The following is a 20,871-nucleotide window of genomic DNA, read 5'->3' as shown; positions in this document are numbered from 1 at the left end:
ACCTGCGGGCCCGGGATCAACGCTGCCGGTTCACCTGCTGCGGCATGCCCGCCCGGCACAGCGACCTCGACCACACCCACGACGCCGCCCTCGGCGGCCCCACCGACGAAACCAACCTCGGCACCCTGTGCCGACGCCACCACGTGTTGAAGCATCACTCCCCGTGGCACGTCACCCAGCTCGGTGGCGGGCTGCTGGAATGGACCAGCCCCACCGGACGGGTCTACATCGACCGCCCACCCGCGCAGAACACCGTCACCTTCACCGACACCGACCCACCCCCGCCGCACGAACCAGCATGGCGCGACCATGCCTGGGCCACCCCACCACCGCAGATCGACGCACCCTTCTGAACCCGGCGTTTCGTCTCGCGCCGCCTGCGGCGGTGCTCGCTCAACGACCGGAAACCGGGGTCCGCGCCGAACGCGGCGCGTTTCGTCTCGCTCCGCCTCCGGCGGTGCTCGCTCAACGACCGGGGGAAGGCGACCCATGAGAGTGACGCGTTTCGTCTCGCGCCGCCTGCGGCGGTGGGGCTCGCTCAACGACCGGAAACGGGCGACCCATGAGAGTGACGCGTTTCGTCTCGCTCCGCCTCCGGCGGGGCTCGCTCGACCGAGAACGGGGCTGGAGCGTTTCGTCTCGGGCGCGCTCCGCGCGCCCTCGCTCAACGACCGGGACACCGGCTTGCTCAACGACCGGGAGGGAACGACCGCGCAGCCGGGTCAGTGCGCGGTGGCGACGCCCACGGTGTCGTGCACGATGACGGCTGCCACGCGCGCACCGGCACCGGCGGCCACGATCAGCTGCTGCGGGCCGGGCGCTGCGACATCGCCCGCGGCATACAGCCCCGGAACATCGGTGCGACCCGAGCGGTCGGTGCACAGATGGCCGTCGTCGTCGCGCGCAGGGAGGATGCCGTCGAGGAACGACAGGTCGGAATCCCACTCCGGGCGCACGAACCCGCCGTCGATGTCGTGCCGGACCCCATCCGCGAGGAGGATGCCGTCGAGCCTTCCCCGATCACCGACCAGCTCGACGATCGGCGAGCGCTCGACGGCCACGCCCACGGCAGCCAGCTCCGCCTCCTCCGTCGTGCTGACGACATCCGATCCGTGCGTGAACACGGTGAGGCTCTCGGTCCAGCGCGCGATGAGCCGGGCGCGATCGGCCAGGTCCGCCGACTCCCCGATCAGCGCGAGCCGCCGGCCGCGCAGCTCCCACGCATCGCACGCGGCGCAGCTGAACAGGCTCATGCCGTAGAAGCCGCGCAGATTCGGCACGTCGGGCAGCGTCTCCCGCAACCCGGTGGCCAGCAGCACGGCACGCGCCGTGACCGTCTCCGTGGCCTCGCGCCTGCCGATGCCGGCCTCGAACCCGGCACCCGTCTGCCGCAGGCCGGCCACCCGCACACGCGAGCGGATCTCGACGTTGGGGTACGCGGCGAGCTCCTCCCGCGCCAGCCGACGCAGTTCCGATGGAGGTACGCCGTCGCGAGTGAGGAAACCATGCGAGTTGAGCGTGGCGGCGTTGCGCGGTCGGTCCGCATCCACCACGAGCACGCGGGCCAGCGAGCGCCCGAGGTTCAGCGCCGCCGACAACCCTGCCGGCCCGCCGCCGACGATGAGGACGTCGTACTCAGTCATGGCCGCCGTCCTGCGGAGGCAGCGCCGCGACCAGCGGGTGGTCGTGGTGGATGACGCCGACCTTGGCGGCGCCGCCGGGCGAGCCGATCTCCTCGAAGAACTCCACGTTGGCCGTGTAGTAGTCCTGCCACTCGTCGGGCAGATCGTCCTCGTAGTAGATCGCCTCAACAGGGCACACCGGTTCGCAGGCGCCGCAGTCCACGCACTCATCGGGGTGGATGTACAGCGAGCGCTCCCCCTCGTAGATGCAGTCGACGGGGCACTCGTCGATGCAGGCACGATCCTTCACATCGACGCACGGAAGAGCGATCACATACGTCACGGGGTGAGCACCCCGTCCCGCGAGATCGCCACCTGCTCCTCACGCGGCACGACCTTGACCCGCTCCCTGACGTGCGTGTGGCTCTCGCCCAGCGCGCGCTCGTGCGCGTCCAGCGCGAGCCAGCCGTCCCACGTCGTCGCCTCGACGCCGCGCTCGTCGAGCAGAGCGGTGATGTCGCCGTCCTCGGTCGGCGCGGCCAGGCGCCCGGCCGCGGCATCCGCGAGCAGGTGCCCGATCGTCTCGGTGGCGTCCGACTTGGTGTGCCCGATCAGGCCGACGGGGCCGCGCTTGATCCAACCGGTCGCGTACAGACCCGGGATGCCGTCGACGCGGCCCTCCTCGTTCGGCACCACGCCGCGGCGCGCATCGAACGGCGCGCCGAGCACCTCCGAGCCGAAGTAGCCGACGGCACGGTAGACCGCCTGCACGGGGTAGTCGCGGAACTCGCCGGTGCGGACGATGCCGCCCCGTCCGTCGGGTGCGGTGCGCTCGAAGCGGATGCCTTCGACCCGACCGTCGCCCGTGACCTCCACCGGCGCGTGCCAGAAGTGCAGATGCAGCCGCCGCGTCGCCCCGATCGCCGGCCTGGTCCGCCACGAGTTGAGCGTGCGCAGCATCACCTTCAGCTGGTTGTTGGGAGCGGATGCCGGGTCGACACCGTCGAAGTCCTCGTCGTGCACCACGATGTCGACCCCCGGCACCTCACCGAGCTCGCGCAGTTCGATGGGGGTGAACTTGATGTCGGCGGGCCCGCGGCGACCGAAGACGTGCACGTCGGAGACCGCCGAGCGCTCGAGACCCTCCAGCACGTTGTCCGGCACCTCGGTGCTGCGCAGGTCCTCCGGATGCTTGGCGAGCACCCGCGCCACGTCGAGTGCCACGTTGCCGTTGCCGATCACCGCGACCGACTGCGCGTCCAGCGGCCAGGTGCGCGGCACGTCGGGGTGACCGTCGTACCAGGCGACGAAGTCGGCGGCGCCGTACGAGCCGCGCAGGTCGATCCCGGGGATCGGCAGCGCCGCGTCGCGGATCGCCCCGGTGGCGAGGATCACGGCGTGGTAGCGGCTGCGCAGCTCGTCGAGGGCGACGTCGCGACCCACCTCGACGTTGCCCAGGAAGCGGATGCGGCGGCGCTCCACGCCCTCGTCGTGCGCGTCGAGCATCTCGTGCAACGACGAGACGATGCCCTTGATCCGGGGATGGTCCGGCGCGACGCCGTACCGGATCAGTCCGTACGGCGCGGGCAGCGAGTCGAACAGGTCGATCTCCACCCCGCTGGTGGCACCGTCGGCGTCACGCAGGGCGGTGTGCAGGATGTTTCCGGCGTAGATGCCGGCCGGGCCGGCGCCGACGATCGCGACGCGCAGGGGAGCAGTGGTCATGACAGGCCTTTCGGGTGGGGAGCGCAGCCTCAGCGGGTGCGTGCGACGGGGGTGCCGGCGTCGATGGCCAGGCCGGCCTCGAGCGCCGCGACGAGACGGGTCACCAGGGAGGTGTCGGCGGGTTCCGGTTCGGGGGTCGACACACCGGATGTCGTATGCCGGGCGGCATTTCGTCCGTCATCCGGCGTGTCGACCCCCAGAGTGTGCGGAGCGAGGGCCGCCGCGTGCGGGCTCAGCCGCACCACGTCGCCGACGACGATCACGGCCGGGTTGCGCACCCCGCGCGCCGCGGCGACGTGGGCCACGTCGTCCAGGGTCGCGACGGTGACCCGCTGTCCTTCTCCGAAGCCGTCCTCGACGATCGCGACCGGGCACCCGCCGCCTCGTTCACCGCGGGACAGCACATGGGCGGCGTGCGCGAGCGTGCCGACGCCCATCAGCAGCACCACGGTGTGGTCGCGCCCGCCCGGCAGCTCGTCGAGCGGGTCGTGGCCGCTGGCGACGGTGAAGCCGGCGGCCACGCCGCGGTGGGTGAGCGGGATGCCGGCCAGCGCCGGCACCGAGACGGCGCTGGTGACCCCGGAGACGACCTCGACCGGCACGCCCTCCGCCTCGCAGTACAGCTGCTCCTCGCGGCCGCGTCCGTACACGAACGGGTCGCCGCCCTTCAGGCGCACCACGTTCCTGCCTTCACGAGCCAGGCGCACCAGCAGGGCGTTGATCCGCTCCTGCGGCACCGGGTGGTGGCCGGGCGTCTTGCCGACGTCGATCACCTCGGCGCGGAGGGTCTCGCCCTCCTCCGCGAGCTGGTCGAGCACGCGTCGCGCGCCGAGCCGGTCGGCGACGATCACGTCGGCCGTGCGGAGCGCGCGCATGCCGCGCAAGGTGAGCAGGCCGGCGTCGCCGGGGCCGGCGCCGACAAGGGTGACGGTTCCGATGGTCATGAGGTTCCCTCCGTGAGCAGGCCGCGGCGGCGCAGCATCCGCCGTTCCAGCGGCCCGAACAGCATGAGTTCGACGAGGATGCCGATCCCGAGGATCAGCAGGATGGTGGCGAGCACGCCGGCGAGGTCGGCCAGCTCGCGGGACTGCTGCAGCATCGTGCCCAGTCCGAACCCGATCGTGCCGCCGACCGCGATGATCTCGGCGGCCATCAGCGAGCGCCACGCGAAAGCCCAGCCCTGCTTGATGCCGGCCAGGTAGCCGGGCATCGCCGCCGGGAGCACCACCTCGGTGGCGAGCTGCCACCGCGTGGCACCGAGTACGGTCCCGACTCGGCGCAGTTGCGGCGGCACCTGGTCGATGCCGGACAGCAGACCGTTCACGATCGAGGGGATCGCGCCCATCAGGATCACGAAGTACACCGTGGCATCCGAGAGGCCGAACCAGATGATGGCGGCCGGCACCCACGCCACCGACGGCAGCACCTGCAGCCCGGAGATCAGCGGACCGGCCGCCCGACGCAGCGGACGCCACTCCGCGAGCAGCAGTCCGATCGGAGTGCCCACCAGGATCGCGATCGCGAAACCGATCAGCCCGCGCTCCAGGCTGGTGGTCACCGCCTCCTGCACCCGGCCCTGCGCCCACGAGTCGCCGATCGCGGCGGCGACGTCGAGAGGACCGGGCGTGATGTCCGGGCGCGGCCTGGCCAGCGCGACGTACAGCTGCCAGGCCGTGAGCAGCGCGAACAGCAGGGCGACCGGGGGCAGGGCCTTGCCGAGCACCGTACGCCAGCGCGGGCCGGTCTCGGCGTCGGCGGTCTGCAACCGGTCCAGACCGGCGAGGACGTCACTGGGCATTGCGGCGGATCTCCTTCCGCAGCTCGGCGGTGATCTCGGTGGCCAGCGCCGACACCTCCGGCGACTCGATCCGCCGCGGCCCTGCGCTCTTCACGTGCCACTCGCCGGCGATCCGGCCGGGACGGCTGGACAGCAGGATCACCCGCTGGCCCAGGCGGGCCGCCTCGCGGACGTTGTGCGTGACGAACACGATGGTGCGCCCCGTCGCCCGCCACACCCGCTCGAGCTCCTCGTGCAGCAGGTCGCGGGTGATGGCATCCAGAGCCGCGAACGGCTCGTCCATCAGCAGCACCGGGCGCTGCTGGGCGAGGGCGCGTGCCAGCGCGACCCGCTGCCGCATCCCGCCCGACAGCTCGTGCGGCCGCTTGTCGGCGGCGTCCGCGAGGTTCACCGTCTCCAGCAGTCGGCGCGCCTCGGCGCGACGCTCGCCGCGCGGCATCCCGCGCAGCCGCAGCGCCAGCTCGACGTTGCGCGCGGCGCTCAGCCACGGCATCAGCGCCGCCTCCTGGAACATCACGGCCGCCCCGCTGTCCGGGGTGGTGATGCTGCCGGACGAGACCGGCTCCAGCCTGGCGATGAGGTTCAGCAGCGTGGACTTGCCGCAGCCGGATGCGCCGAGCAGGCAGAGGAACTCGCCCGGTGCGATGTCCAGCGAGATGTCGTCGAGCACCAGGGGTCCGGCGCCGTAGCGCTTCGAGACGTGGTCGATCCGGACGATCGGCGCGACCAGCTGCTGCGGCGGGTGCGGCGGCATCACGCCGTCGAAGCTCGGCGAGAGGGGGCCTGCGCTGGCGATGCGCTCGGCGGTGGTGACGCGCTCGGCGGTGAGGGCGCGGTCGGCGGTGACGGTCGGCTCGGTGCTCATCCGTCGTCCCTCCCGAGGCCGGCGTCATCGACCGGCTGCGCGCCGGCCTCCTCGAGCAGTCGGTTCAGCGCTGCCAGGTCGAACAGTCCGTCGATCGAGCCCTGCTTCTGCGTGCCGGCCGCGATGCCGTCGGCGACGAGCTCCTCGAACGCCGACGCGTGCGGGTCCGCACCGAACGAGACGCTCTCCAGCGCCCGGTCGAGCACCGGCTCGCTGAGCGTCTTGCCGGTCGCCTCGTCGAGGGCGGCGTTGATCGCGCTGCCGAGCCCGGCCCGGTGGGTCTCGATCCATTCCAGGGAGGCCAGGTGCCCCTCGAGCAGCTTCTCGACGGCATCCGGATGCTGCGCGGCGAACTCCGCGCGCACCAGCAGCACCGTCGTGGGGAACTCGCCGTCCGGCCACAGGTCCCGCTCGTCGACCAGCACATGCGCGCCCGCGTCGATGACCAGCCGTGACGCCCACGGCTCGGGCAGCCACGCGCCGTCCACGTCACCCGCCTGGAACAGGCTGAGGGTCTGCGCGTTCTCGGTCGGGGTGATCGACACGTCGCCGCCGCCTGAGGTCGAGGTCTCGAAGCCCTCGTCGGCGAGCCAGCTGCGCAGCGCGACGTCCTGCGTGTTGCCGAGCTGCGGGGTGGCCAGCGTGGCGCCGTCGAGATCGGCGGGGTCGTCGATCCCGTCGCGCACGACCAGCGCCGCACCCCCGGATGCCGCACCCGCGACGATCACGGCGGACTGGCCGCCGGACTGGATGAACGTGTTGAGGGCGGGGCTGGGGCCGACGTACGCGGCGTCGATCGCGCCCGCCGAGAGCGCCTCGATCGCCGCGGGGCCCGCGTTGAAGATCTGCGTCTGCAGCTCGACGTCGCCCAGCGCGTCCTCGAACAGGCCCTCCTCGACGCCGACCAGTGCCGGCGCGTGCGTGAGGTTGGCGAAGTAGCCGAGGCGCAGCTGGTCCGTCTCGCCGTGCTGCTGCGCGGATGCCGCCTGGCAGCCGGCCAGCATGGCCGCGGTCACTCCCAGGATGGTGAGGGCCGCGGTGGTGCGGATGGTGTTCACTGTCGCCTCCTTCGCAGGCTGGTCGGGCGGGCTTCAGCCCGCGGTGATGACGGTGGCGGCGGCGAGGGTGGCCCCGTCGCCGGCGTGGATGAGCAGCAGCGCGCCGGCCTCGCGGTCGTCGGCGTACCGCTCCAGCGGCAGCTCGGCCGCGAAGCGGATGCGCACCCGGCCGATGTCGTTGACGCGCAACTCCGCGGTGCGCTGCTGGTCGAGCGTCTCCAGGTCGCGGCGCGAGAGCACGTCGGTGATCAGTGCGCGAGCAATGGCGGTGCCGTGCTTGACGAGCAGCTGGTCGCCCGGGATGAGCGGGCGGCTGTCGAGCTGGAAGATCTCCAACTCCGCCTCGCGCGTTCCGCGCGGTGCCGTCCCGGCGGCGGCGATGACCGCGCCCCGGGCGGCGTCGAGGTCGTCGGCGAGGGTCACCGAGACCGAGTCCGCTGCTTGCGCGCGGTCGGTCTCCCGCCCTGCCACCCGGATGCCGGTGACGGTGGTGACGTGGCCGCCGGGGAACACCTCGACCGCGTCGCCGACCCTGATCGTGCCGGAGGCGATGCGGCCGGCGTAGCCGCGGTAGTCGCGCAGCAGGACGGCATCCTCACCCGGTGCCAGCCCGCCCTGAGGACGGATGACGGTCTGCACAGGCAGGCGGAACGGGCTCTGCTCGCCCTCCAGCTCCGATTCGGTCGGGAGGGTCTCGAGCAGCTCGAGCAGCGCGGGGCCGTCGTACCAGGGGGTGCGCTCCGACACTTCGGCGACGTTGTCCCCCTGCAGCGCCGAGACGGGGATGACGTGGGCGCCGTCGAGCCCGAGCTCGCGGGCCACGGCCTGGGCGTCGGCCTCGACGGCGCGGAACACCTGCTCGTCGTAGTCGGCGAGGTCGATCTTGTTGACCGCGAGGATCACGTTCGGCACCCGCAGCAGCGAGGCGACCGCCAGGTGCCGCCGCGTCTGCTCCACGACGCCCTTGCGCACGTCGACCAGCACGACCACGGCATCCGCCGTGGCGGCGCCGGTGACCATGTTGCGGGTGTACTGCACGTGTCCGGGGCAGTCGGCGAGGATGAACGTGCGCCGATCGGTGGCCAGGTAGCGGTACGCGACGTCGATCGTGATGCCCTGCTCGCGCTCGGCGCGCAGTCCGTCGGTGAGCAGCGCGAAGTCGAACTCGCCGTGCGCGAAGCCGCGCTCGGCGGAGGTGCGGGCCACCTGCTCCAGCTGGTCGGACAGGATCGCCTTGGCGTCGTGCAGCAGGCGTCCCACGAGTGTGGACTTGCCGTCGTCGACCGACCCGGCCGTGGCGAACCGGAACAGGGTCCCGGTCGTCCCGGTGGTTGAGCGAGCGCCGTCGAGTGCGCCCTCCTCCCCGGTCGTTGAGCGAGCGCCGCCGAAGGCGGTGCGAGATGAAACGCCGTTCTCGATGGTCGTTGGCATCAGAAGTACCCGTCCTTCTTGCGATCCTCCATGGCGGCCTCGCTGATCCGGTCGTCGGCGCGCGTGGCGCCGCGCTCGGTGAGGGTGGAGCGTGCGACCTCGGCGACGACGGCGTCGACGTCGACGGCATCCGACTCCACCGCCCCGGTGCAGCTCATGTCGCCGACGGTGCGGTAGCGGACCAGCCGCCGCTCCACCTGCTCGCCGTCACGAGGCCGGCTGAACTCGCCGACCGCCCACCACATGCCGTCGCGGCGGAACACCTCGCGCTGGTGCGCGAAGTACAGCGGCGGCAGCGCGATGCTCTCCCGCGCGATGTAGCGCCACACGTCCAGCTCGGTCCAGTTCGAGATCGGGAAGGCGCGCACGTGCTGACCGGGCAGGTGCCGGCCGTTGTACAGGCTCCACAGCTCGGGGCGCTGATTGCGCGGATCCCACTGCCCGAACTCGTCGCGCAGCGAGAGGATGCGCTCCTTGGCCCGGGCCTTGTCCTCGTCGCGACGGGCGCCGCCGAACACGGCGTCGTGGCGGCCACGCGTGATGGCGTGCAGCAGCGGGCGGGTCTGCAGCACGTTGCGGGTGCCGTCGGGGCGCTCGGTGAGGCGGCCGTCGTCGATCCAGTCCTGCACCGAGGCGACCTCGAGCCGCAGGCCCAGCCGCTCGACGGTCTCGTCGCGGAACGCGATGACCTCGGGGAAGTTGTGGCCGGTGTCGACGTGCAGCACGGGGAACGGGATGCGTCCGGGCGCGAACGCCTTGGCGGCGAGGTGCAGTACGACGACCGAGTCCTTGCCGCCGGAGAAAAGCAGCACCGGGCGCTCGAACTCGGCGACGACCTCGCGGATGATGTGGATCGCCTCGGCCTCGAGCAGGTCCAGCGCCTCGCGGCGCTCGAGCAGCCCGGCGTGGTCGTCGAGCGAGGACGGCGCAGCGGTCTGCGCTGAAACGAGATCAGTGATGGTCATACGTGGAGTCCGCATTCTGTCTTGGCCAGTCCGGCCCAGCGGCCGGAGCGGGGGTCTTCTCCAGGGGCGACGGCGCGCGTGCAGGGGGCGCAGCCGATCGAGGGGTACCCGTTCATCACGAGCGGGTTGACGACGACGTCGTGGGTGCCGGCGTAGCCGAGCAGGTCGTCGAACGTCCACGCCGCCACCGGGTTCACCTTGACGAGGCCGTTGCGCTCGTCGAACGTGACCAGCGGCGTGGCAGCACGGGTGGGCGCCTCCTCGCGGCGCACGCCGGTGAACCACACCTCGTACGCGCCGAGGGCGCGGTGCAGCGGCTCGACCTTTCGCCGAGCGCAGCACAGGCCGGGGTCGCGCGCGAACAGGTCGCGCCCGAACTCGGCATCCTGCTCGGCGACGGTCTGCTGAGGCTTGACGTCGACGATCCGCACGTCGAGCGTGCGGGCGACCTCGTGCCGGGTGAAGGTGGTCTCGGCGAAGTGGTATCCGGTGTCCAGGAACAGCACGTCCACGCCGGGCAGCCGCTCGGCGACGAGGTGCGGCAGGGCGGCATCCGCCATCGAGCAGGCGACGGCCGCATCCCGCACGGCGAAGTTCTCGGCGACCCACGCGACGACCTCGCCCGGGGTCGCCTCGTCCGGCCGCCCGCTGCGCAGCGCGGCCGCGCCGTCAGCGGCGAGGGCGCGCAGAGCGTCGGCGTCGCGGCGGGTCACTGCAGCGCCTCCTCGTCGGCGCGGTGCGCCCACTGCGCGAACGTTTCGCCCTCGGCGCGGTCGGCGAGGTAGCGGCGGATGATGCGCTCGGCGTAGTCGGCGATGCCGTCCGCCTCGACCTTCAGGCCGCGCACGGTGCGGCCGAGGCCGGCCTCCGCGCGGTCCTGCGATGCCAGGCCGCCGCCGAGGTGCACCTGGTACCCGGGCACCTGGCGTCCTTCAGCGTTGGTGATGAGCTGGCCCTTGAGACCGATGTCCGCGACCTGGATCCGGGCGCACGAGTTCGGGCATCCGTTCACGTGCAGGGTGATCGGGCGGCCGATCTCGGGCTCGAGGGCGCCGAGGCGCTCCTCCAGCTGGGCGATCGCGTTCGCCGCGTTCACCTTGGTCTCGACGATCGCCAGCTTGCAGAACTCGATGCCGGTGCACGCGATGGTGCCGCGTCGGAACAGGCTCGGCCGGGCCGACAGTCCGAGTCGGTCGAGTCCGGTGACGAGCGACTCGACCCGATCCTCCGGCACATCGAGCACGAGCAGCTTCTGGTGTGGGGTGGTGCGGACGCGCTGCGAGCCGTTCGCTTCGGCGAGGTCGGCCAGGGCGCTGAGCGTGGTGCCGGAGACGCGGCCGACGAGCGGTGCGGCGCCGACGTAGAAAAGGCCGTCCTTCTGGCGGTGCACGCCGACGTGGTCGCCCTGCCCGGCCGGCTTCGGTGCCGCAGGGCCGTCGGGCAGCGGCGCGTCCAGGTACTCGGTCTCGAGCACCTGGCGGAAGCGCTCGACGCCCCAGTCGGCGAGCAGGAACTTCAGGCGGGCCTTGTTGCGCAGGCGGCGGTAGCCGTAGTCGCGGAAGAGGCGCGTGACGCCGTGCCACACCTCGGCGACGCGGTCGGGGGTGACGAAGGAGCCGAGGCGCTCGCCGAGTCGCGGCACGGTCGACAGGGCGCCCCCCACCCACAGGTCGTAGCCGACGCCCAGCTCGGGGTGCTCGACGGCCACGAACGCGCAGTCGTTGATCTCGTGCACGACGTCCTGGCTGGGGTGCCCGGTGATCGCGGTCTTGTACTTGCGGGGCAGGTTCGCCAGCGTCTCGTCGCCGATGAAGCGCTCGGCGATCTCGGCGATCTGCGGGGTCGGGTCGATCAGCTCGTCGGCGGCGATGCCGGCCACCGGAGAGCCGAGGATGACGCGGGGCACGTCGCCGCACGCCTCGGTGGTGCTGAGGCCGACGTCCTCGAGGCGCCGCCAGATCTCGGGCACGTCCTCGACGCGCACCCAGTGCAGCTGCACGTTCTGCCGGTCGGTGATGTCTGCGGTGTCGCGCGCGAACTCGCGGGAGACGTCGCCGATGACGCGCAGCTGCTGCGTGGTCAGCTGGCCGCCGTCGATGCGCACCCGCAGCATGAAGTACTCGTCCTCGAGCTCGTGCGGCTCGAGCTGGGCGGTCCGGCCGCCGTCGATCCCGGGCTTGCGCTGCGTGTACAGGCCCCACCAGCGGAACCGGCCGTGCAGGTCGGTCGGGTCGATCGACGCGAAGCCGCCGGCGGCGTAGACCGTCTCGATGCGCTCGCGGACGTTCAGCCCGCCGTCGGCGAGTTTGAACTCCTCGTTCGCGTTGAGGGGCTCGGTGCCGTCGACGAGCCACTGGCCGTGCGGCTTCGTGGGCACCCGTGCGGTGCGCGTCCTGGCGCCGCGGGTGGTGGCTTCGAGGGTCATGGGGGCTCGCTCTCGTGGATCGGTGCTGATCACGGTAAGGAGCGGGCGGCGGCGGATGCCAGGACATGACGAACGGCGTGACACGCGAGGTCACAGTTCGTCACGGAGGGGGCTTCACCCGGCTTCGTGTTGTTTCATGGGCGCGTACGTGTGCGCCCGGGCTGGGTCCCTGAGCCCGGCCCACGCGCTCGGGTGGCATCGCGCAGCGATGGCCGGAGTGGGGCGTGGGGATCGAAGGGCCCAGCCGCGGAAACCTCAGCCGAGGCGCCCCGCCGCGTCCCGGTACCTCGCCACGACCAGCTCGACCAGCTCGTCCGGCGCATCCCGGTCGTCGAGCAGGGGCTCGGTGACGGTGTGCCCGGCGACCTGGCGCACGGCGAGATCGTGGAAGAAGCCGTGCGCGAGCAGGTAGGACGCCACGACGGCATCCGGATGCTGCGCGACGGCATCCGTCAGTCGCGGCTCGCGCGCGGCGAGGTACGCGACGGCCACCGGCCGGCCGAGGCGGGCGGCGAGCAGACCGCCGATCGCGTCGGCGTCGCGTTCGGATGCCGGGTCGCGGGAGCCCGCGACGGCGAGCACGACCTCGGGTTCTGAGGCGGGCGCCGCCTCGGAAAGTCGACGCGCGAGCACGACAGCGAGGCGCTCGTCCGGCCCGAGCGGCGGGGCGATCGCGACGTCCTCGCGCGCCAGCGAGCCGATGTCGACGCTGACGTGGAAGCCGCTCGACAGCAGCAGCGGCACCACGACGACCGGGCCGTCGAGAGCGGCGAGAGCGGATGCCGCCTCGGGCTGCTGCACGTCGACGAACGCCTCGTGCACGTCGATGTCGGGCAGGGCGGCTCGCACCCGGTCGACCAGGCGGGCGATGGCGGCGGCTCCGGCGGCATCCGATGTGCCGTGAGAGACCGCGAGCAGCGCGGGTTGCGTCATGACCGGTGAGCCTAGCGGTGTCGCGTTTCGGGCGTGCGTCGGGCGTCATCCGGCGTGATCCAGACCGTTATGGATTCGTGATCTGCGGGCTGAGTTTCGGTGGCGGATCTGGGGTTCCAGTGTCGGTGGCCCCTGGTGTACTGGGGGTATGGAAGCTTTGCTCGGTGCCAGTGACGAGGATGTCGCTCTGCTGGACGAGATCGTGTCGTCGGTGGCGGTGATCGAGCAGACCCTGGCGGGGGTGCAGGCCGCGCGGGATGGGATGCTGGCGTTGGCGTCGCAGGTGTCGTTGCGTATGGCGGAGAACGCGGGCGGGGTGGACGCGTCGGATCTGACGGCGCGGGCGGTGGCGGCGGAGCTTGCCGGGGTGCTGCGGGTGAGTGACCGGACGGTGCAGCGGCGGATGGCGGATGCCGACTGGCTGGTGTCCTGGTTCCCGGAGGTGTGGGCGGCGCAGGGTGCGGGGCGGATCAGCGCCGGCCATACGCGGGTGATCCTGGAGGCGGGGGAGCATCTGCAGGACGCGCGGGACCGGGCCGCGTACGCGGAGCGGGTGCTGGAGGTCGCGGAGGGGGAGTCGCCGAACCGGTTGCGCCCGATCGCGCGGGGGTTGGCGGAGCAGTTCCAGCCGGTGCCGGCGGAGGAACGGCACCGGAACGCGACGGCCAAGCACGGGGTGTGGGTGCGGGATCTGTCGGATGGGAACTCGCAGTTCATCGCGGTGACCTCCTCGGCGCGCGCGCACGCGATGCTGGACCGACTCAGCGGCATGGCCGCCGCGCGGAAGGACCTCAACGCGCGGGAGGTCGCGGACGCGCGCGTGGCGGGCGCGACGATCATCCACCACACGGATGCCGTGACTCCCGCCGTCCACCAGCAGCCGGCGACTACGTGGGCGGAATGGGAGCCATCGGCGTTCGGCCCCGCGGCCGACAGGGCCCGCGCCGACGCCGCCGATGCCGCTGCGGCGGCGGAGGTCTGCGCTGACGCGTCGGCGGTGTTCGTCGCGGATGACCGGTCGATGGGGCAGCTGCGGGCGGATCTGCTGGCCGAGCTGGTGCTCACCGGTATCCCGGCCGGGCACGACACCCCCGACGGGCTGCTGGCCCGGATCACCGCGCACGTCGAGGTCACCGTCCCGGTGTTCACCCTGATGGGTCTCGACGCCCACGACCTGGAGCGCGCGCTGGCCGCATCCGGGGTGGGCGTGGATCTGCCCGGGTGCTCACCCACCCGATCACCGGCGCCGTGCTCGCCGTGGACCGCTACCGGCCCTCCGCACGCCTGCGCCGTCTATTGCACGCCCGCGACAAACGCTGCCGTTTCCTCACCTGCGGGTACCCGGCGAGGGACTGCGACATCGATCACACCATCCCGGCATCTGCCGGCGGCCCCACCGCCACCCACAACCTCAGTGAGCTCTGTCGGCGCCACCATGTGCTGAAGCATCACAGTCCCTGGCACGTCGAAGCCCGCCCCGGCGGGGTGCTCGCCTGGACCAGCCCCACCGGCCGCGTCCACATCGACCGACCACCCCCGCAGAACACCATCACCCTCCACGACCGCGACCCCGACCCGCCCTTCTGAGGCCGCGGGTCCGTCCCGCCCGCCTGCATAGGCTGGACGGGACCTCGAGGAGACCGATGTTCCGCACGCCTGCCCGTCTGTTCCGCGTCCTCGCGATCGCCGAGGCGATCACCTGGACCCTGCTGATCGGGGCGCTGATCGCGCGCGCCGTCGGGCAGTCCGGCGTGCTGGTCACCGCCGCCGGCGGCATCCACGGGTTCGTCTTTCTCGCCTACGGCGCGACGGCGGTGCTGCTCGCCTTCCACCAGCGTTGGATGCCGGGCGTCGCGATCGCCGCCATCGTCAGCGCGGTCATCCCCTACGCCACGATCCCCGTCGAGATCCAGCTGCACCGCACCGGCCGGCTCGTCGGCCACTGGCGCCTGGCCGAGACCGATGACCCGCGCGACCGCACCTGGTACGACCGCACGATGCGCTGGCTGCTGCGGCGTCCGTGGGTGCTTGCGCTGGTCCTCGTGGCCGCGGTCGCCGCAGTGTTCGTCGTACTGCTGCTCGTCGGCCCGCCCGGCGGACGGTGACCGGCGGCTACGTCGTCGGGTGCTCCGTCGTCGGGTGCTCCGATGCGGCGACGAACTCGTTGCGCCCGTCGTTGCGGTCCGGATCCCGTACGAGGTGGTTGAACACGATGTTCAGCAGCACCGCGACCACGGTGGTCGAGCTGATCGCGGAGTTGAAGATGACAGTGAACCAGTCCGGGAAGCCGGCGTACACGTCGGGGCGCACCAGCGGCAGCAGGCCGATGCCGAGCGCGCCGGCGACGACGAGCATGTTGAGGTTGTTGCGGTAGTCGACCTTCGCGAGCGTCGCGATGCCGCTCGCGGCGACCGTGCCGAACAACACGATTCCGACACCGCCCAGCACCGGCGTGGGGATGGCGGCCACGACCCTGCCCAGCACGGGCAGCACTCCGAGCACGATGAGGATCGCGCCTCCGGTGGCGACGACGAAGCGGCTCTTCACACCGGTGATCGCCACGAGACCGACGTTCTGCGCGAACGCGCTCTGCGTGAACGAGTTGAACACCGGCGACACAGCGCTCGCCACCATGTCGGCGCGCAGGCCGGCGGCGATCCGCTTCGCATCCACCTTCGTGCCGACCACTTCCCCGACCGCCAGGATGTCGGCGGTCGTCTCGGTGAACGTGACGAGGATCACGATCATCATGGACAGGATCGCCGCGATGTCGAATGTCGGAGCGCCGAAGGCGAACGGCGTCGGGAACGCGACGATCGGCCCCTCGGGCACCGCGGAGAAGTCGGCAGCGCCGAGGAACACCGCGAGCAGCGTGCCGATCGCAAGCGAGAGCAGCACGCTCAACCGTGCGATGGTCGGCGTGCCGAGCTTCGTGAGCACGACGACCAGCACGACGGTGAGCCCCGCCAGGCCGAGGTTCGCAGGGGAGCCGAACCCCTCGACGTCCGGGCTCGGGCCCATCGCCCAGCCGGCGGCGACCGGCAGCAGCGACAAGCCGATCGAGGTGATGACCGTTCCCGTCACGACCGGCGGGAAGAACCGCAGGATCATCGCGAACGCCGGCGCCAGCAGCAGGCCGATCGCAGACGACACGATGACAGCGCCCATCACGGCCTGGATGCCGCCGTCGCCCTGGATCGCGAGCATCGTGGCGATGCCGGAGAAGGACACGCCCTGCACCAGTGGCAGCTTCGAACCGAAGAACGGCAGCCCGAGCGTCTGCAGCAGCGTGGCGAGGCCGCCGATGAACAGGGCGCAGGTGACCAGCATCCCGATCTCGGCCTGGCTCATCCCGCCCGCCTGACCCATCACGAGCGGCGGGGCGATGATGCCGCCGTACATGGTCAGCACATGCTGGAACCCGTACGCGAGATTCGGGCCGACGCCGAGGCGGGCGTCTTCGGGACGTGCGGGGGATGCGGGGGGTGTCTTCGCGGCGCTCATGCCCTCGGGTTCCTGAATGGGGAGGAGACCAGGGTATCGTCGTCGGCCGCGAGGTCAGGACGATATGAAGCTCCGCTCTTGACGGCCTCGGCGTCGCGTCATATTGTCGCCGTGGGATCCCAGTGTGGGATCCCAGGAAAGATCCCCATGACGGCCGACGAAGACTGTCGGCCACGCCCTTCTCGACGAAGCGAAGGAGGACCCCGGTGTCCCTTCAGAAAGAGACCACCGTGGCGGAGACCACCCCGGTGGCCGAACCGACCGCGACCTCGGTCAAGCCGACCAGGGTCAGATGGAAGCTGTTCGTGCTTCTGCTGATCCTCGTCGCCGTCAACTACATCGACCGCGGCTCGATCTCGGTCGCGCTCCCGATCATTCAGAAGGAGTTCGATCTCGCCCCCGAGATGGTCGGGTTCCTGCTCTCCGCGTTCTTCTGGACGTACGCGCTCATGCAGGTGCCCGTCGGCTACCTCATCGACCGATTCGGTCCGCGCACCATGATGACCGCGTCCTGCGTCGGGTGGGGAGCGGCCACCGCGCTGTCGGGCCTCGCGACGAACTTCCTGAGCATGTTCATCGCCCGCGCGGCGATCGGCGTCACCGAAGCCGGCGTCATGCCCGCCGGCGGCAAGCTCAACGCGCTGTGGATGCACCACAAGGAGCGCGGCCGGGGTGCGACCATCCTGGACGCGGGTGCTCCGCTGGGCGCGGGCCTCGGCGGCATCCTCATCACCTGGCTGATCATGTCCACGGGCTCGTGGCGCACCGCCTTCATCATCGCCGGTGTGGCCACCGTGCTGCTCGGGCTCGTCGTCTGGTGGTACGTCCGCGACAACCCGCGCCAGCACCGCGCCGTGAACGACGCCGAGGCCGAGTACCTCGAGGCGTCGCACCGTGAGGAGGCCGCGTCCGTCCCCGCCGGTGTCACCCGCCGCGGGCTCGTGCAGTACCTGCGCTTCCGCTCCTTCTGGGCGATGTGCTTCGGCTGGCTCGGTTTCAACGGCGTCTTCTACGGTCTGCTCACCTGGGGTCCGCTGTACCTCTCCGAGGCCAAGGGCTTCGACCTCAAGACCATCGGATGGTCGACCCTCGTGATCTTCGGTGCCGGCTTCGTCGGCGAGATCCTCGGCGGCCTGCTCGCCGACAACCTGCGCGGACGCGGTCTCGGAACCAACCTGGTGATGCGCTCGCTGCTCGGCACCTCGGCCCTGGTCGTCACCCTGGGCCTGGTCGGCGTGACCATCGTGGGCGACCCGATCACCGCCGTGGTGCTGCTGTCGGTCGTGCTCTTCTTCCTGCGCTGGGTCGGTCTGTTCTGGTCGGTCCCTGCCATCCTCGGTGGACCCCTGAACGCGGGCGTCCTCGGCGGGGCGATGAACCTCAGCGGCAACATCGCGGGCCTCTCCACGCCGATCATCGTCGGATTCATCGTCGGCGCGACCGGTGGCTACACCTGGGCGCTGCTGTACTTCGTGGGATCGGCCATCGTGATGGGCGTATCGGTCCTCACGCTGGACTACAGCAAGCGCCTCGTACGCGCATGAGCACCTCCGTCCGCGAACCGGACCTTGGCCCGGTTCGCGGACGGGGAGCATCGGTAGGCTGGGATCCCACGACAGGGGGAGGATCAGCCCGTGGTGCAGACACAACTGAATCAGCGGAACCGGCCGCTGCGCGAGGTGATCAGAGACACCCTGCGGAACCGCATCTTCGAGGGGGCGTACGCCCCCGGGATGCGGCTGGTCGAGCGCGATCTCGCCGCGGAGTTCAACGTCTCGCGGCTCCCCGTCCGCGAGGCGCTGCGGATGCTGCAGCAGGAGGGCCTGGTCACCGAACCGGCGACCAAGGGCTCCGTGGTCGCGAAGCTCGACGAGGACGAGGTGGAGGACCTGTTCAGCGTGCGGAGCGCGCTCGAGGTGCTCGCCTGCCGGTTGGCCGCGCAGCGCGCGACCCCGGAAGACATCGACCGGCTCTCCGGCCTGGTCGCACAGGCGAAGGATGCGCTGGCCAGGGGCAGTCTCGCCGAGACGCACGCGCTGAACAGCGAGTTCCACGACGAGGTCACCCGCATCGCCGGCAACCCGTTCCTGCGCACCGCCCTCGAGCCGCTGCAGGGCCGCATGCACTGGCTGTTCCGGCACGTGCGCGACCTCCCCGAGCTCGTGGACGAGCACCAGCGACTGCTCGAGGCCATCGCCAGTGGAGATCCGGAACGGGCCGCGGCGCAGTCCGCACAGCACATCGCGAAATATCGCCAGCAGTATCCAGAAACCACGTGAGCCGCCGTCGGCGGCCACGGCCACCGACAGGAACGACATGAGACTTCTGATCATCAACCCGAACACCAGTGCGGAGGTCACCGAGCTCATCCGCGCCGAAGCGGCGCGCTCGGCCGCCTCCGGTACCGAGCTGATCGTGCAGACCGCGCCGTACGGCGTGCAGTACATCGAGACGCGGTTGGAATCGCTCATCGCGGCCGGCGCCGTCGCCGAGGTGATCGCCGCCCACGCCGGAGAGATCGACGCCGGCGAGATCGACGGCGTCGTGGTCGCCGCGTTCGGCGACCCGGGGATGCCGGCACTGAAAGAGCTGGTCGACATCCCGGTGATCGGCATCACCGAGGCCGCCCTCTGCGCGGCGGCGCTGCAGGGGTACCGCTTCTCGATCATCGCGATCTCCGACCGGATCACCGCGTGGTATCGCGAATGCGTCGAGGGCTTCGGCCTAGCCGGGCGGCTCGCCTCCATCCGCTCGATCCGGGAGGCGCTCGGCGGCATCGGCAGCGTGCAGCAGGATTTCGGGCCGACCCTGGTCGAACTGGCGCAGCGCGCTGTCGCCGAGGACGGCGCAGACGTCATCATCCTCGCCGGCGCACCCCTGGCCGGGCTGGCCCGCGAGGTGGCCGGACAGATCCCGGTGCCCGTCGTGGACGGCATCGCCGCGGGCGTGCGGCTCGCGGAGGCGGTGGTCGGTCTCGACTCGGGAGCGCATCGCGCGGGGGCGTTCGCCCCGCCGCCCGTCAAAGCACGCTCGGGCCTCTCAGCGGCGCTCGACCGCGCGCTCGACATCGCGCAGGGCGCCGGCGCCGTCGTGGCGGGAGGGAAGTGACCATGACCGACCTCGTCATCTCCAACGCCCGGATCGTGAACGCCGACGGCGTCTTCACCGGGCACGTCGTCATCGCCGACGGGCGCATCGACGACATCCTCGACATCTCCGCCCCGATCCCCGCCGCCGGACGCACGATCGACGCGAACGGACGCGCCGTCATCCCCGGAGGCATCGACGGGCACTGCCACGTCGCCCAGATCACCGGACGGTTCCGCACGCTCGACGACTACGCGATCACGACGAGCGCCGCTCTGTGGGGCGGCACCACCACGATCATGGACTTCGGCATCCCGCGCGACGCCACCGAGACGCCGCTCGAGGCCGCACGCAACAAGCGTGACCTCGCCCGCGAGGCGCGCTGCGACGTGGCGCTTCACGGCTCGGTGATCACCTGGGACGAGACCGTGCCGGAGCAGCTGGACGCGCTCGCCGCGATGGGCATCCGGTCGGTGAAGATGTACATGACCAACCGCGGGTCCACGATGAGCGACAACGACACCGTCCTCCGGGTGATGAAGGAGATGCGCCGTCTCGGCGGGCTGACCATCATCCACGCCGAGCACGACGCGATCATCGTGGACTGCACCGAGGAGCATGCGGATGCCGGACGCATCGGCATCGAGCACCTGCACCACACCCGCCCGGAGCTGGCAGAGGAGACCTCCGTGCGCGAGGTGCTGGCGATGGCCGAGTACATCGACACCCCGGTGTACTTCGTCCACCAGTCCACCCCCGGCGCCGTGGATCTCGTCGCCGAGGCCCGCGCGCGGGGGGTGGAGGCGTACTCCGAGACTTGCCCGCACTACCTGCTGCTCGACGACGGGGTGTACGCGTCCCGCTACCCGGAATGGTTCGCGTGCTGCCCACCGATGCGCTCGGCCGAGACCGTCGCCGCGTTGCGGGAGCGGTACGCCGACGGTTCCGTCGACACCCTGTCCAGTGACCACTCCTGCTACGACCTGACCCAGAAGCGCGAGCGCACCGACGACGTGCGTGAGATGCCGCACGGGCTACCCGGCGTGGAGACCCGGATGCCGGCCGGCTTCAGCGCCCTGGCCGGCGACGCCCCGGCCGACGACGCACTGCTCGCCCGGTTCGCCGACCTGTTCTCGACCGGGCCCGCGCGCATCCACGGCCTCGCGCGGAAGGGGCGGATCGCGCCCGGCTTCGACGCCGATCTGGTCGTCTTCGACCCGGAGGAGAGCCGGCGCGTCGACGGCGGCGCGCTGCACATGGGCACCGACTTCTCGCCGTTCGACGGACGGATGCTGCGCGGCTGGCCCCAGGTGGTCATCGCCGCCGGCCGGGTCGTGCTCGACCAGGACGGCTTCCACGACCCCGGCGCAGTCGGACGCCTGATCGGACGGCACGCGCAGGGCGACGACGCCGCAAGAGCGGATGCCGTACCCGTGCTCGCCGGAAAGGACGCGTGAC

General features: G+C 71.5%; 20 protein-coding genes and 1 pseudogene. 8 read left to right on the top strand and 13 right to left on the bottom strand.

Features of this window, described 5'->3' with window-relative positions; translation table 11 throughout:
- A pseudogene (locus RIF65_RS10660) lies at positions 1-353 on the top strand (HNH endonuclease signature motif containing protein); the annotation flags it as partial.
- A gap of 369 nt (positions 354-722) precedes the next feature.
- Here the strand turns inward: RIF65_RS10660 and RIF65_RS10655 are convergent.
- The 12 genes from RIF65_RS10655 to RIF65_RS10600 all read right to left on the bottom strand — a co-directional run bounded on the left by RIF65_RS10655 (position 723) and on the right by RIF65_RS10600 (position 12,822).
- A complete protein-coding gene (locus RIF65_RS10655; RefSeq protein ID WP_309066863.1) occupies positions 723-1,643 on the bottom strand; it encodes an NAD(P)/FAD-dependent oxidoreductase in 921 nt (306 codons plus the stop codon).
- Positions 1,636-1,965 carry a ferredoxin gene (fdxA, locus tag RIF65_RS10650; protein WP_309066864.1) on the bottom strand — a complete coding sequence of 110 codons (330 nt, stop codon included), beginning with the start codon at positions 1,963-1,965 and terminating at the stop codon, positions 1,636-1,638. The genes RIF65_RS10655 and fdxA overlap by 8 nt, the downstream gene beginning before the upstream one ends.
- On the bottom strand, positions 1,962-3,347 hold the full coding sequence (locus RIF65_RS10645) for an FAD-dependent oxidoreductase (RefSeq protein WP_309066865.1): 1,386 nt from the start codon (positions 3,345-3,347) through the stop codon (positions 1,962-1,964). The genes fdxA and RIF65_RS10645 overlap by 4 nt, the downstream gene beginning before the upstream one ends.
- Before the next feature lie 29 nt (positions 3,348-3,376).
- Positions 3,377-4,291, bottom strand: coding sequence for a uroporphyrinogen-III C-methyltransferase (gene cobA, locus RIF65_RS10640; protein ID WP_309066866.1), 915 nt, complete (start codon positions 4,289-4,291; stop codon positions 3,377-3,379).
- Positions 4,288-5,145 (bottom strand): ABC transporter permease, encoded by an 858-nt coding sequence (locus RIF65_RS10635; RefSeq protein WP_309066867.1) that lies wholly within the window; start codon positions 5,143-5,145, stop codon positions 4,288-4,290. The genes cobA and RIF65_RS10635 overlap by 4 nt, the downstream gene beginning before the upstream one ends.
- A complete protein-coding gene (locus RIF65_RS10630) occupies positions 5,135-5,899 on the bottom strand; it encodes an ABC transporter ATP-binding protein (RefSeq protein WP_309066922.1) in 765 nt (254 codons plus the stop codon). Before RIF65_RS10630 ends, RIF65_RS10635 begins: the two co-directional genes overlap by 11 nt.
- Before the next feature lie 107 nt (positions 5,900-6,006).
- Positions 6,007-7,068 (bottom strand): ABC transporter substrate-binding protein, encoded by a 1,062-nt coding sequence (locus RIF65_RS10625; protein ID WP_309066868.1) that lies wholly within the window; start codon positions 7,066-7,068, stop codon positions 6,007-6,009.
- 33 nt (positions 7,069-7,101) lie between these two features.
- Positions 7,102-8,499: a sulfate adenylyltransferase subunit 1 gene (locus tag RIF65_RS10620; protein ID WP_309066869.1), complete on the bottom strand. Its 1,398-nt coding sequence runs from the start codon at positions 8,497-8,499 to the stop codon at positions 7,102-7,104.
- Positions 8,499-9,464, bottom strand: coding sequence for a sulfate adenylyltransferase subunit CysD (gene cysD, locus RIF65_RS10615; RefSeq protein WP_309066870.1), 966 nt, complete (start codon positions 9,462-9,464; stop codon positions 8,499-8,501). The genes RIF65_RS10620 and cysD overlap by 1 nt, the downstream gene beginning before the upstream one ends.
- Positions 9,461-10,177, bottom strand: a complete 717-nt coding sequence (locus RIF65_RS10610; RefSeq protein WP_375142145.1) for a phosphoadenylyl-sulfate reductase — start codon at positions 10,175-10,177, stop codon at positions 9,461-9,463. Before RIF65_RS10610 ends, cysD begins: the two co-directional genes overlap by 4 nt.
- The gene (locus RIF65_RS10605) at positions 10,174-11,889 is read right to left on the bottom strand and encodes a nitrite/sulfite reductase (protein ID WP_309066871.1); all 1,716 of its coding nucleotides are present in this window, start codon (positions 11,887-11,889) and stop codon (positions 10,174-10,176) included. Before RIF65_RS10605 ends, RIF65_RS10610 begins: the two co-directional genes overlap by 4 nt.
- A 255-nt stretch (positions 11,890-12,144) precedes the next feature.
- Positions 12,145-12,822, bottom strand: coding sequence for a sirohydrochlorin chelatase (locus tag RIF65_RS10600; RefSeq protein WP_309066872.1), 678 nt, complete (start codon positions 12,820-12,822; stop codon positions 12,145-12,147).
- A 148-nt stretch (positions 12,823-12,970) separates the two neighbouring features.
- On the opposite strand from RIF65_RS10600, the gene RIF65_RS10595 reads away from it, so the two are divergent.
- The 3 genes from RIF65_RS10595 to RIF65_RS10585 are packed head-to-tail and all read left to right on the top strand — an operon-like array spanning position 12,971 to position 14,927.
- Positions 12,971-14,266 (top strand): DUF222 domain-containing protein, encoded by a 1,296-nt coding sequence (locus RIF65_RS10595; protein ID WP_309066873.1) that lies wholly within the window; start codon positions 12,971-12,973, stop codon positions 14,264-14,266.
- Complete coding sequence (locus RIF65_RS10590) at positions 14,182-14,409, top strand: HNH endonuclease signature motif containing protein (protein ID WP_375142148.1); 228 nt, start codon at positions 14,182-14,184, stop codon at positions 14,407-14,409. Before RIF65_RS10595 ends, RIF65_RS10590 begins: the two co-directional genes overlap by 85 nt.
- A gap of 56 nt (positions 14,410-14,465) precedes the next feature.
- Entirely contained in the window at positions 14,466-14,927 is a 462-nt protein-coding gene (locus RIF65_RS10585) for a DUF3817 domain-containing protein (RefSeq protein ID WP_309066875.1), read from the top strand.
- Positions 14,928-14,934: 7 nt separating this feature from the next.
- Here the strand turns inward: RIF65_RS10585 and RIF65_RS10580 are convergent, their stop codons facing one another.
- Positions 14,935-16,326 (bottom strand): nucleobase:cation symporter-2 family protein, encoded by a 1,392-nt coding sequence (locus tag RIF65_RS10580; protein ID WP_309066876.1) that lies wholly within the window; start codon positions 16,324-16,326, stop codon positions 14,935-14,937.
- A gap of 206 nt (positions 16,327-16,532) precedes the next feature.
- Between RIF65_RS10580 and RIF65_RS10575 the strand changes: the two genes are divergently transcribed.
- The 4 genes from RIF65_RS10575 to RIF65_RS10560 all read left to right on the top strand — a co-directional run bounded on the left by RIF65_RS10575 (position 16,533) and on the right by RIF65_RS10560 (position 20,870).
- Entirely contained in the window at positions 16,533-17,870 is a 1,338-nt protein-coding gene (locus tag RIF65_RS10575) for an MFS transporter (RefSeq protein WP_309066877.1), read from the top strand.
- A 90-nt stretch (positions 17,871-17,960) separates the two neighbouring features.
- Entirely contained in the window at positions 17,961-18,605 is a 645-nt protein-coding gene (locus tag RIF65_RS10570) for a GntR family transcriptional regulator (protein ID WP_309066878.1), read from the top strand.
- 37 nt (positions 18,606-18,642) lie between these two features.
- Positions 18,643-19,434, top strand: a complete 792-nt coding sequence (locus tag RIF65_RS10565; protein WP_309066879.1) for an aspartate/glutamate racemase family protein — start codon at positions 18,643-18,645, stop codon at positions 19,432-19,434.
- A 2-nt stretch (positions 19,435-19,436) separates the two neighbouring features.
- Positions 19,437-20,870 (top strand): amidohydrolase family protein, encoded by a 1,434-nt coding sequence (locus tag RIF65_RS10560; RefSeq protein ID WP_309066880.1) that lies wholly within the window; start codon positions 19,437-19,439, stop codon positions 20,868-20,870.
- The last annotated feature ends 1 nt before the right edge of the window (position 20,871 follow it).

The organism is Microbacterium sp. (genome assembly GCF_031180975.1).
Lineage (GTDB): Bacteria > Actinomycetota > Actinomycetes > Actinomycetales > Microbacteriaceae > Microbacterium.
The sequence above is the reverse complement of the archived record's forward strand: the minus strand, read 5'-3'. Positions and strand labels throughout refer to the sequence as shown.

What these genes read in the sequence shown, in the direction of transcription:
- RIF65_RS10655 (WP_309066863.1), bottom strand. Translation starts at nt 1,643, where the DNA reads ATGACTGAGTACGACGTCCTCATCGTCGGCGGCGGGCCGGCAGGGTTG.
- RIF65_RS10645 (WP_309066865.1), bottom strand. Translation starts at nt 3,347, where the DNA reads ATGACCACTGCTCCCCTGCGCGTCGCGATCGTCGGCGCCGGCCCGGCC.
- cobA (WP_309066866.1), bottom strand. Translation starts at nt 4,291, where the DNA reads ATGACCATCGGAACCGTCACCCTTGTCGGCGCCGGCCCCGGCGACGCC.
- RIF65_RS10635 (WP_309066867.1), bottom strand. Translation starts at nt 5,145, where the DNA reads ATGCCCAGTGACGTCCTCGCCGGTCTGGACCGGTTGCAGACCGCCGAC.
- RIF65_RS10630 (WP_309066922.1), bottom strand. Translation starts at nt 5,899, where the DNA reads ATGCCGCCGCACCCGCCGCAGCAGCTGGTCGCGCCGATCGTCCGGATC.
- RIF65_RS10620 (WP_309066869.1), bottom strand. Translation starts at nt 8,499, where the DNA reads ATGCCAACGACCATCGAGAACGGCGTTTCATCTCGCACCGCCTTCGGC.
- cysD (WP_309066870.1), bottom strand. Translation starts at nt 9,464, where the DNA reads ATGACCATCACTGATCTCGTTTCAGCGCAGACCGCTGCGCCGTCCTCG.
- RIF65_RS10605 (WP_309066871.1), bottom strand. Translation starts at nt 11,889, where the DNA reads ATGACCCTCGAAGCCACCACCCGCGGCGCCAGGACGCGCACCGCACGG.
- RIF65_RS10600 (WP_309066872.1), bottom strand. Translation starts at nt 12,822, where the DNA reads ATGACGCAACCCGCGCTGCTCGCGGTCTCTCACGGCACATCGGATGCC.
- RIF65_RS10595 (WP_309066873.1), top strand. Translation starts at nt 12,971, where the DNA reads ATGGAAGCTTTGCTCGGTGCCAGTGACGAGGATGTCGCTCTGCTGGAC.
- RIF65_RS10585 (WP_309066875.1), top strand. Translation starts at nt 14,466, where the DNA reads ATGTTCCGCACGCCTGCCCGTCTGTTCCGCGTCCTCGCGATCGCCGAG.
- RIF65_RS10580 (WP_309066876.1), bottom strand. Translation starts at nt 16,326, where the DNA reads ATGAGCGCCGCGAAGACACCCCCCGCATCCCCCGCACGTCCCGAAGAC.
- RIF65_RS10565 (WP_309066879.1), top strand. Translation starts at nt 18,643, where the DNA reads ATGAGACTTCTGATCATCAACCCGAACACCAGTGCGGAGGTCACCGAG.
- RIF65_RS10560 (WP_309066880.1), top strand. Translation starts at nt 19,437, where the DNA reads ATGACCGACCTCGTCATCTCCAACGCCCGGATCGTGAACGCCGACGGC.